Origin of the sequence: Micromonospora sp. NPDC047753 (assembly GCF_040642735.1) — a bacterium.
In the GTDB taxonomy this organism is placed as follows: domain Bacteria; phylum Actinomycetota; class Actinomycetes; order Mycobacteriales; family Micromonosporaceae; genus Micromonospora.
Map to the genome: position 1 here is coordinate 1 of NZ_JBEYSL010000270.1, position 9,089 is coordinate 9,089.

7 protein-coding genes and 1 pseudogene are annotated in these 9,089 nt (G+C 72.7%); 1 reads left to right on the top strand and 7 read right to left on the bottom strand.

The features are described 5' to 3' along the window. Nucleotides 1-83: 83 nt before the first annotated feature. The 5 genes from ABZ749_RS21550 to ABZ749_RS21570 form a co-directional block, all read right to left on the bottom strand. Entirely contained in the window at nucleotides 84-539 is a 456-nt protein-coding gene (locus ABZ749_RS21550) for a DUF4383 domain-containing protein (RefSeq protein WP_355005148.1), read from the bottom strand. A gap of 100 nt (nucleotides 540-639) precedes the next feature. After that, on the bottom strand, nucleotides 640-2,445 hold the full coding sequence (locus tag ABZ749_RS21555; protein ID WP_357208228.1) for an ABC-F family ATP-binding cassette domain-containing protein: 1,806 nt from the start codon (nucleotides 2,443-2,445) through the stop codon (nucleotides 640-642). 120 nt (nucleotides 2,446-2,565) lie between these two features. Beyond that, complete coding sequence (locus ABZ749_RS21560) at nucleotides 2,566-3,513, bottom strand: 4-(cytidine 5'-diphospho)-2-C-methyl-D-erythritol kinase (RefSeq protein WP_357208226.1); 948 nt, start codon at nucleotides 3,511-3,513, stop codon at nucleotides 2,566-2,568. Between the two features lie 86 nt (nucleotides 3,514-3,599). Then, nucleotides 3,600-4,469 carry a 16S rRNA (adenine(1518)-N(6)/adenine(1519)-N(6))-dimethyltransferase RsmA gene (gene rsmA, locus ABZ749_RS21565; protein WP_355005144.1) on the bottom strand — a complete coding sequence of 290 codons (870 nt, stop codon included), beginning with the start codon at nucleotides 4,467-4,469 and terminating at the stop codon, nucleotides 3,600-3,602. Beyond that, nucleotides 4,463-5,362 carry a TatD family hydrolase gene (locus tag ABZ749_RS21570; protein WP_357230302.1) on the bottom strand — a complete coding sequence of 300 codons (900 nt, stop codon included), beginning with the start codon at nucleotides 5,360-5,362 and terminating at the stop codon, nucleotides 4,463-4,465. Before ABZ749_RS21570 ends, rsmA begins: the two co-directional genes overlap by 7 nt. Before the next feature lie 129 nt (nucleotides 5,363-5,491). Between ABZ749_RS21570 and ABZ749_RS21575 the strand changes: the two genes are divergently transcribed. Beyond that, nucleotides 5,492-6,739 carry a hypothetical protein gene (locus ABZ749_RS21575; protein ID WP_357230304.1) on the top strand — a complete coding sequence of 416 codons (1,248 nt, stop codon included), beginning with the start codon at nucleotides 5,492-5,494 and terminating at the stop codon, nucleotides 6,737-6,739. Nucleotides 6,740-6,781: 42 nt separating this feature from the next. Here the strand turns inward: ABZ749_RS21575 and metG are convergent, their stop codons facing one another. Together metG and ABZ749_RS21585 are read right to left on the bottom strand one after the other, a co-directional pair. After that, the gene (metG, locus tag ABZ749_RS21580; RefSeq protein WP_355005141.1) at nucleotides 6,782-8,584 is read right to left on the bottom strand and encodes a methionine--tRNA ligase; all 1,803 of its coding nucleotides are present in this window, start codon (nucleotides 8,582-8,584) and stop codon (nucleotides 6,782-6,784) included. A gap of 127 nt (nucleotides 8,585-8,711) precedes the next feature. Continuing rightward, a pseudogene (locus ABZ749_RS21585) lies at nucleotides 8,712-9,089 on the bottom strand (hypothetical protein); the annotation flags it as partial.

Sequence of the window (9,089 nt, forward strand, 5' to 3'; positions counted from 1 at the left end):
GCCGGAGCCCGAGCTGCGCAGGGATCAAGCCTGACCGCCCGGAGCAGCTCGGGCTCCGGCGGAAAACCCACGACCAGAGCAGATCAGAGAACGAGACGAGCCTTCTGGAACGCCTCCGCCTCATCATCCGTGCCGACCTTGCCGTACATGCCGACCATGAGCAGCACCAGGGCTGCCGTCATCACCACGACCACAGTGGTGATGCTGAAGTTGAAGATGTTGGCGTCGGTCCGGATGAACGCGAGACCGGCCAGGCTGACCACCATGAGGCCGTACGCCAGCCACTGGTTGATCGCCACGTCGATGTTGCGGCCGAGCGCGGTGCCGACCAGCACGACGACCCCGACCAGCACGCTGAACAGCGAGAAGCCGAGGTTGGTGCCCTGACCGAGGACCCGGGTGTCGTCCTGGGCGAGGATCTCGTTGCCGGTGCTGGCGATGATGCCGAGCACCCCGAAGACGACCAGGTACAGACCGGTCAGCCCGCCGATCGCCCGGTAGATCGGCCGCGCGGGGTGGTTGACGGGGGTGTGTGCCATGTCTGTGTCTCCAACGCCGTGGGGTAGGTGTCGCCGACGATTGTCTCGCATGTGGTGGTGTGACGCCGCACACGGGGGCCGGGCCGGCGCGCCCGGCCGGTCAGCTCTCGGGCAGGTCCTCGGCGAGGGTCATCCAGCTCTCCTCGATCCGCTCCCGTTCGGCGCGCAGATCCTTCAGCTGGGTGTCCAACTCGGCGACCCGGGCGTAGTCGGTGGCGTCCGCCGCGAGCTGATCGAGCAGCGTGGTCTCGCGCTGGTCGAGCTTGCTGAGCTGCCGCTCCAGCCGGGTCAGTTCCTTGCGGGCCTGCCGGACCTCGGCGGCGGTCATGCCGCCTCCTGAGGGAGCACCGGGTGCGGAGGTCGAGGTCACGCCCGCCCGGGGAGAGCCGGCCCGCTCGGCGGTCCGCGCGAGGTACTCGTCCACACCGCCCGGCAGGTGCACCAGTCGACCGTCGCCGAACATTCCGTACGCCGTGTCGGTGACCCGCTCGATCAGGTAGCGGTCGTGGCTGGCCACGATGATCGTGCCGGGCCACGAGTCGAGCAGGTCCTCCAGCGAGGCGAGGGTGTCCGTGTCCAGGTCGTTGGTGGGCTCGTCGAAGAGCAGCACGTTGGGCTCGCCGGCCAGCAGCCGCAGCATCTGCAACCGGCGGCGCTCCCCACCGGAGAGATCACTGACCGGCGTCCAGAGCCGGCGGTCGTCGAAGCCGAACACCTCGGCGAGCTGCGAAGCGGAGACCTCCCGGTCGCCGAGCTGAACCCGGCGGGCGACATCCTCCACCGCCTCCAGCACCCGCAGGTGCCCGGGCAGCTCGGTGAGCTCCTGGGAGAGGAAAGCGGGCCGCACCGTGGAGCCGGTGCCGAGGCGACCGCCGTCGGGGCGGGTGATGCCGGCGAGCATCCGCAGCAGCGTGGTCTTGCCGGCGCCGTTGGCACCGAGGATGGCGATCCGGTCGCCGGGGCCGACGAGCCAGGAGGTGTCGCGCAGGATCTCCTTCGGGCCGGCGTGCAGCTCGACGTTCTCCAGCTCGTACACCTGCTTGCCCAGGCGGGAAACCGCCATCCGCTGCAACGACATGGTGTCGCGCGCCGGGGGCACGTCGGCGATCAACGCGTTCGCGGCGTCGATGCGGAACTGCGGCTTGGAGGTCCGCGCGGGCGGGCCACGGCGCAGCCAGGCGATCTCCTTGCGGAGCAGGTTCTGCCGGCGGGCCTCGGTGGCGGCGGCGACCCGCTCGCGCTCCGCGCGGGCGAGGGTCCAGGCGGCGAAGCCACCCTCGTAGGCGCGGACGGTCTGGTCGGCGACCTCCCAGGTGTTGGTGCAGACCGCGTCCAGGAACCACCGGTCGTGGGTGACCACGACGAGGGCGCCCTTGCGGCCGACCAGGTGCCGGGCCAGCCAGTCGACCCCGCCGACGTCCAGGTGGTTGGTGGGCTCGTCGAGGATGAGCAGGTCGGAGTCGCGCACGAGCAGCGCGGCCAGCGCCACGCGGCGGCGTTCGCCACCGGACATCGGGCCGACCGGCTGGTCGAGGCCGAGGTGCGGCATGCCGAGGCCGTCGAGGATGGCCCGCACCCCGGAGTCGCCGGCCCACTCGTGCTCGGCGCCCATGCCCTCGGCGAGCCAGGCGGTGCCGAGCACCACGTCCCGGACGGTCGCCTCGGGGGCGAGGGTGAGCTGCTGCGGCAGCCAGAGCACACGCAGGTCACGGCGGTGGGTCACCCGACCGTCGTCGGGGTCCTCCTGCTTGGTGAGCAGCCGCAGCAGGGTGGACTTGCCGGCGCCGTTGAGGCCGACCACGCCGATCCGGTCGGCGTCGTCCAGGCCGAGCGAGACGTCCGTGAGCAGCCGCCCGGCGGCGCCGTACCCCTTGGACACCCGGTCCAGATTGACGATGTTCGCCACGTTCCACCCTTCATGATCAAGGCGTCCCGGTGCCGGCGGGCACCTGGACGCCTGTCCCAAGGGTACGCGGAAGCCCCGAACGCCCGCGCCGCGCGCCGGCAGCTCCGGTGGAACGGGTCGTCAGCCGACGCGGGCGCCGGCTACCGGACCGTGCGCGACCCGCGCCTCCCGGCAGACACCCGCGGTGGTCAGCTCGGCGGCGATCCGCTCCGCGTCGGCTGCGGTGGCGGCGAGAAACACGCAGGTCGGACCGGAGCCGGAGACGATGCCGGTGAGCGCGCCGGCCGCCTCGCCAGCCTTCAGAGTGTCGGCCAGCGCCGGGCGCATGGCCAGGGCGGCGTCCTGGAGGTCGTTGCCGAGCGTACGGGCGAGCACGCGGGGGTCACGCTGGCGCAGCGCGCCCAGCAGCGCGTCGGTGCTGCCCAGCGGGGTACCGGCGGCACCGGAGTCGCGGAGCCGATCCAGCTCCCGGTAGGCGGCCGGGGTGGAGAGGCCGACGTCGGCGATCGCCACCACCCAGTGCCAGGAGGTGGCGCGGGCCAGCACGGGGCTGACCGCCTCGCCCCGGCCGGTGCCCAGCGCGGTGCCACCGTAGATCAGGAACGGCACGTCCGAGCCGAGGTCGGCGGCGATGCCGGCCAGCTCGTCGCGGGACAGCCCGGTGCCCCAGAGCGCGTCGCAGGCCACCAGCGCGGCGGCCGCGTCGGCGCTGCCGCCGGCCAACCCACCGGCGAGCGGGATCTGCTTGCGCAGGTGCAGGCGGGCGTGCGGCAGCACACCCGCGTACCCGGCGAGGGCGTGCGCGGCACGGATCACCAGGTTGGTGTCGTCCAGGGCCAGCTCGCCGGTGCCCTCACCCTCCATGGTCAGGGCGAGGGTGTCGCCCCGGCGGGCCGTCAGCTCGTCGTAGATCGAGATGGCGTGGTAGACGGTGTTCAGCTCGTGGTAGCCATCCCGGCGCAGCGGGCCCACCCCGAGGTGCAGGTTGATCTTCGCGGGCACCCGTACCCGCACCGGGCCGATGGCTCCGCGTCGCTCGTCGTCGTCCGGTCGCCAGGCCTCGGTCACGGGGTGATGTCCCGCACGGGCAGGCGGATGTCGAACGGCTTGGCCACGATCAGCTCCTCAGCGTCCTGGGCGGGCACGGCGTCAGCCTACTTCCCGGCCGGCGTACCGGCCGGGGCCGACGCGGCGATGGCGGCGAACTGCTCGACGGTCAGTGACTCCCCACGGGCGCCGGGGTCGACGCCGGCGGCGGTGAGCGCCGCGGCGGCCCGGTCCGCACCACCGGCCCAGCCCGCCAACGCGGCGCGCAGCGTCTTGCGCCGCTGCGCGAACGCGGCGTCCACCACGGCGAAGACCCGCTCCCTCGGTACGTCGATGCGGGGCGGCTCGTGGCAGGTGAAGGCGACCAGGCCGGAGTCGACGTTGGGCACCGGCCAGAACACGTTCGGCGGCACCTTGCCGGCGCTCCGGGCCTGGGCGTACCAGGCGAGTTTCACCGACGGGATGCCGTACACCTTGGAGCCGGGACCGGCGACGAGCCGGTCGGCGACCTCCTTCTGCACCATCACCAGGCCGTGGCGCAGGGTGGGCAGCACGGCGAGCAGGTGCAGCACGACTGGCACGGCGACGTTGTAGGGCAGGTTCGCCACAAGCGCCGTCGGTGCCGGGTCGCCCAGCTCGGCGGCGGCGATACGCAGCGCGTCCGCGCGGTGCACGGTGAGCCGGGCGGCATCGCCCTCGGCGTGCCGCGCGACGGTCTCCGGCAGCGCCCCGGCGAGCACCGGGTCGATCTCCACGGCGTGCACGTGCCCGGCGACCGGCAGCAGCCCCAGGGTCAGCGAGCCGAGCCCGGGCCCCACCTCCAGGGCCACGTCGTCGGGGGTGAGGCCGGCGGCGGTCACGATCCGACGCACCGTGTTCGGGTCGTGCACGAAGTTCTGGCCCAGCTTCTTGGTGGGCGCGACGCCCAACCGGGCGGCGAGTTCCCGGATCTCCGCCGGGCCGAGCAGGCTCACCACGGGCCGAAGGCCCGCTCGCCGGTGGCGGAGATGGCCGCGCACAGCTCGTCCAGGTCGCTGCCGGTGGTCGCGGCGAGCGCGCGGACGGTGAGCGGAATCAGGTACGACGCGTTCGGCCGGCCGCGGTACGGCATCGGGGTGAGGTACGGGGCGTCGGTCTCCACCAGCATCTGATCCAGCGGGGTGAGCGCGGCGGCCTCGCGTAGCGCCGTCGCGCTGCCGAAGGTGACGGTGCCGGCGAAGCTCAGCAGGTAGCCACGGCGGACGCACTCGCTGGCGAAGTCGGCGTCGCCCGAGAAGCAGTGCAGCACCACCCGGTCGGGAGCACCCTCGTCGTCGAGGATGCGCAGCACGTCGGCGTGCGCGTCACGGTCATGGATGACGAGCGTCTTGTCGTACCGCTTGGCGATGGCGATGTGCGCCCGGAAACTGTTCTCCTGCGCGGCACGTCCCTCGTCGCCGGTCCGGAAGAAGTCCATTCCGGTCTCGCCGATCCCCCGGACCCGGTCGCGGGCGGCGAGTGACTCGATCTCCCGCAGCGCCTCGTCGAGGTCGCCGAGCCGGGGTGCCTCGTTGGGGTGCAGCGCCACGGTGGCCAGCACCGCGGGGTACTCGTCGGCGGTGTCCGCGCCCCACCGGGACGAGGCGACGTCCACGCCCACCTGGACCAGCCGGTCCACCCCGACCTTCGTGGCCAACGCGATGGCCACGGCGACCGGGTCGTCGGCCGGCCCGCCGCCGGGCACACCGGCCTCGCTGACCGTGATGTCCAGGTGGGTGTGGCTGTCCAGCACCGCCCGGGGCAACGACTCGGGGGCGGGCGGAAACTCTCCGGCCCGCCGGGCGGCACGCTCGCGGCGGGATTCAGTGGGCTCGCTCATCAGCGACAGCATCACACACCGGGCCTGTCCATCTGCCCGCCACCCGACGTTCACCCCGACTACGCCGCGCGACTCTACGGTCGCTCACGAGCGGACGCGACAGCGTGCGGACCTCATCCCACCGAGCAGCGAGGCGACGGCATGAGCGTCACTCCCCAGGCCGGTGGCAGCGCCGGCGAACGGACCGGACTGAACGTGGCGTTCGGTGGTGGCGTGTACCCGGCGGAGGAGATCGCCCGGGGCGCCGCGTACGAGTTGTTCAGCGCCGACGAGGTGGCCGGCTTCGAGTGGGCACCCCGCCCGGGTAGCGCCCTGCCGTGGCACCGGTTCGTGCACGTCACCGAGGTGGCAGCCGTGCACGGGCTGACGGAGCCGGCCGACGAGCCGGAGACGCCGCTGCTGATGCCCGCTCACCGCGAGCGGGGTTGGGCGTACCTGCACCAGCTCAGCCAGCAACCGGCGGCAGCGGGCGACCCGATGCTGGTGGCCGCGCGCGCGTCGGCGGTGGTCCGGCGGGGCACCCGGATGATGAAGGTGCTCTCGGCCCAGCAGCTCGCCGGCTACGTACGGGGCTGGCTGCCGCACGGCTTCTGCTACCGCGAGCACGATGTGGCGCACCTGCGTACGCCGGCGGCGACGACGGTGCTGCGTACGGACGGTGACGCTGGCCGGGACGGCACGGACGTGACGTACGCGCTGCGCTGGCGCGCGTCCGACCCGGGCGACTACGACGTGCCGGTGGGCCCGGCACACCGTGGTCTGACCGCGCTGGCCGCCCGGGACCGGCTCGGTGCCCCGGTGCTCGGCACCGGCTTCGTGCCCAGCAACGGTCAGCTCATCCCGGAGTTCGTCACCCGGGACTTCGCCGATCTGCCGATGCCGGCGAACGCCGCCCTCATCGCGTACCCGGCGGAGGGGATGGAGGTGGTGCTCTACACCTACCAGGCCGAGCAGCGCGGGTGGCTGCGGATGGTGGGCCCGCAGTGGCGGCACCTGCTGGCCGCGGTGCCGGGGCTCTCCCCGGACCAGGAGTACGTGCCGAACGCCGAGGTCCCCCGCTCCACCCAGCTGGTCGGCATGTACGGCGACAGCGAGTACGAGGCGGTCGCCGACCTGCCCGGCGGGTTCCGGGTGCTGGCGATGACCCGGGCGGCCCGTTACCCGGTCGACGCGGTGGCCCGCCGGCTCCGGTTCGCCCAGTGGCGGGGGGTGCCGTGCCTGGTGCTGCGGGAGGAGGCCGGCTGGCTGCGGGTGCGCCTGCGCTACCCGAACCCGGACACCGTCGTCACGACCGGCGCGCAGTGCCAGGAACGCGGCGTCTACGAGGCCTGGGCGCCGGGCGCCGAGGTGACCGACGACCAGGTGATGGACACCCGGTACGCGATGTGACGGCGCGCGGCGGCGGTGCACCCGCCACCGCGCGCCGTGCGGTCAGTCGGCGAGCCGGGCCAGTTCCTCGTCGACGATCGACGGGTCGAGCTTGCGGAACACCGGCTTCGGGGCGGCCAGCGGACGGCCCGCCTCGATCGACACCGACTCCCAGCGCGCGCCGACGGTGTAGTCCCCGGTCAGCACCGGGTACGCCGGGCCGCCGTCCAGGTCGTCGACCTGCTCGATCACCGGCATCGGCGCGTGCACCCCGGTGCCCCCGAGCAGCTCGTGCACCTGCTGGGCGGAGTGCGGCAGGAACGGGGTGAGCAGCGTGTTGGCATCGCTGATCACCTGAAGGGCGACGTGCAGGATGGTGCCCATCCGGGGCTTGTCCGCCTCGTCCTTGAGCTTCCAGGGCGCCTGCTCGGAGAGGTACCTGTTGGCCTCGGCGACCACCTTCATGGCCTCACCGATCGCCTGCTTCTGCCGGTGCCGGCCGATCAGGTCGCCGACGGTGGTGAACCCGGTCCGGGCGACGGCGAGCAGCGCCTCGTCGGCCTCGGTGAGCCCGGCCGGGTCGACCGGCGGGATCGTCCCGAAGTTCTTCGCGGCCATCGAGACGCACCGGTTGACCAGGTTGCCCCAACCGGCGACCAACTCGTCGTTGTTGCGGCGCAGGAACTCGGCCCAGGTGAAGTCGGTGTCGTTGCTCTCCGGGCCGGCGGCGGCGATGAAGTAGCGCAGCGCGTCGGCGTCGTAGCGCTCCAGGAAGTCGCGAACGTAGATGACCACCTTGCGGGACGAGGAGAACTTGCGCCCCTCCATGGTCAGGTACTCGCTCGAAACCACCTCGGTGGGCAGGTTGAGCCGACCCAGCTCGCCCGGCTCACCGTCGCGGGAGCCCTCGCCGGAGTAGCCGGAGAGCAGCGCCGGCCAGATCACCGAGTGGAAGACGATGTTGTCCTTGCCCATGAAGTAGTAGGACCGGGCGTCCTTGCCCGCGCCGTCGGCGGACCAGTACTTCCGCCACGCGTCCGGGTCGCCGGAGCGACGGGCCCATTCGATCGAGGCGGACAGGTAGCCGATCACCGCGTCGAACCACACGTAGATCCGCTTGTCCGACCGGTCGCGCCAGCCGTCGAGCGGAATCGGTACGCCCCACTCCAGGTCACGGGTGATCGCCCGGGGCTGGAGGTCGTCGAGCAGGTTGCGGGAGAACCGCAGCACGTTGGGCCGCCACCCCTCGCGGGTGTCCAGCCACTGCCGCAGCACCTCGGCCAGGGCCGGCAGGTCCAGGAAGAAGTGCTCGGTCTCGACGAACTTCGGAGTCTCTCCGTTGATCCGCGACTTCGGGTTGATCAGGTCGATCGGGTCGAGTTGGTTGCCGCAGTTGTCGCACTGGTCACCGCGGGCGCTGTCGTACCCGCAGATCGGGCAGGTGCCCTCGATGTAGCGGTCGGGCAGGGTGCGCCCGGTGGACGGGGAGATCGCGCCCATCGTGGTCTTCGGCACGATGTAGCCGTTGCGGTACATCCCCTCGAACAACTCCTGCACCACCGCGTAGTGGTTGCGGGTGGTGGTGCGGGTGAACAGGTCGTACGAGAGACCGAGGCCGTGCAGGTCCTCGACGATCACCCTGTTGTACCGGTCGGCCAGCTCGCGCGGGGTCACCCCGTCGGCGTCGGCCTGCACCTGGATCGGGGTGCCGTGCTCGTCGGTGCCGGAGACCATGAGCACGTCGTGGCCGGCCATCCGCATGTACCGGGCGAAGACGTCGGAGGGAACGCCGAAACCGGAGACGTGGCCGATGTGGCGGGGGCCGTTGGCGTAGGGCCAGGCCACTGCCGCGAGAACGTGACTCATGAGCAGTGAGCCTAGTGACCCGTCCGGGGCGTTCGCGAACCAATAGGGGGTGCCCGACCGGCGGACCGGGCCGACCACCTCGCCCGTTGGTCCGATTTGTCGTCGACACGCGGCTCACCTGCCCGTTTCACCTCCTGGTGCGGTGTGCAATGAACGTCGTGACGGGCAGAGGAGCGGCGCGGGACCACGAGGACCCTCCCACCGGGTCGGCGGTCGGCGACGACCCGGGGCCCGGGCCGGCCGCGTCCCGGGTCGCCGGGGTCGCGCCGCAGCCCCGGCTCGTGTCCAGCGCCGACCCGGGTGCGCTGCGGCCCACCCCGGCGGGCAGGTCCGCCGCAGCGGCCCGCCCCGCGCCGGCGGCGCCGTCACCCACACCGACTCGTCCGACCCCGGGGGCACCCGTACCCAGCCCGGCCCGGCCCGGCTCGTCGGGCCCGCCGGCCGACTCGGCGTGAAAGAGGCGATTACCGGCCGTGTCGACCCAGCAGACTTCGCAGGAGAACCC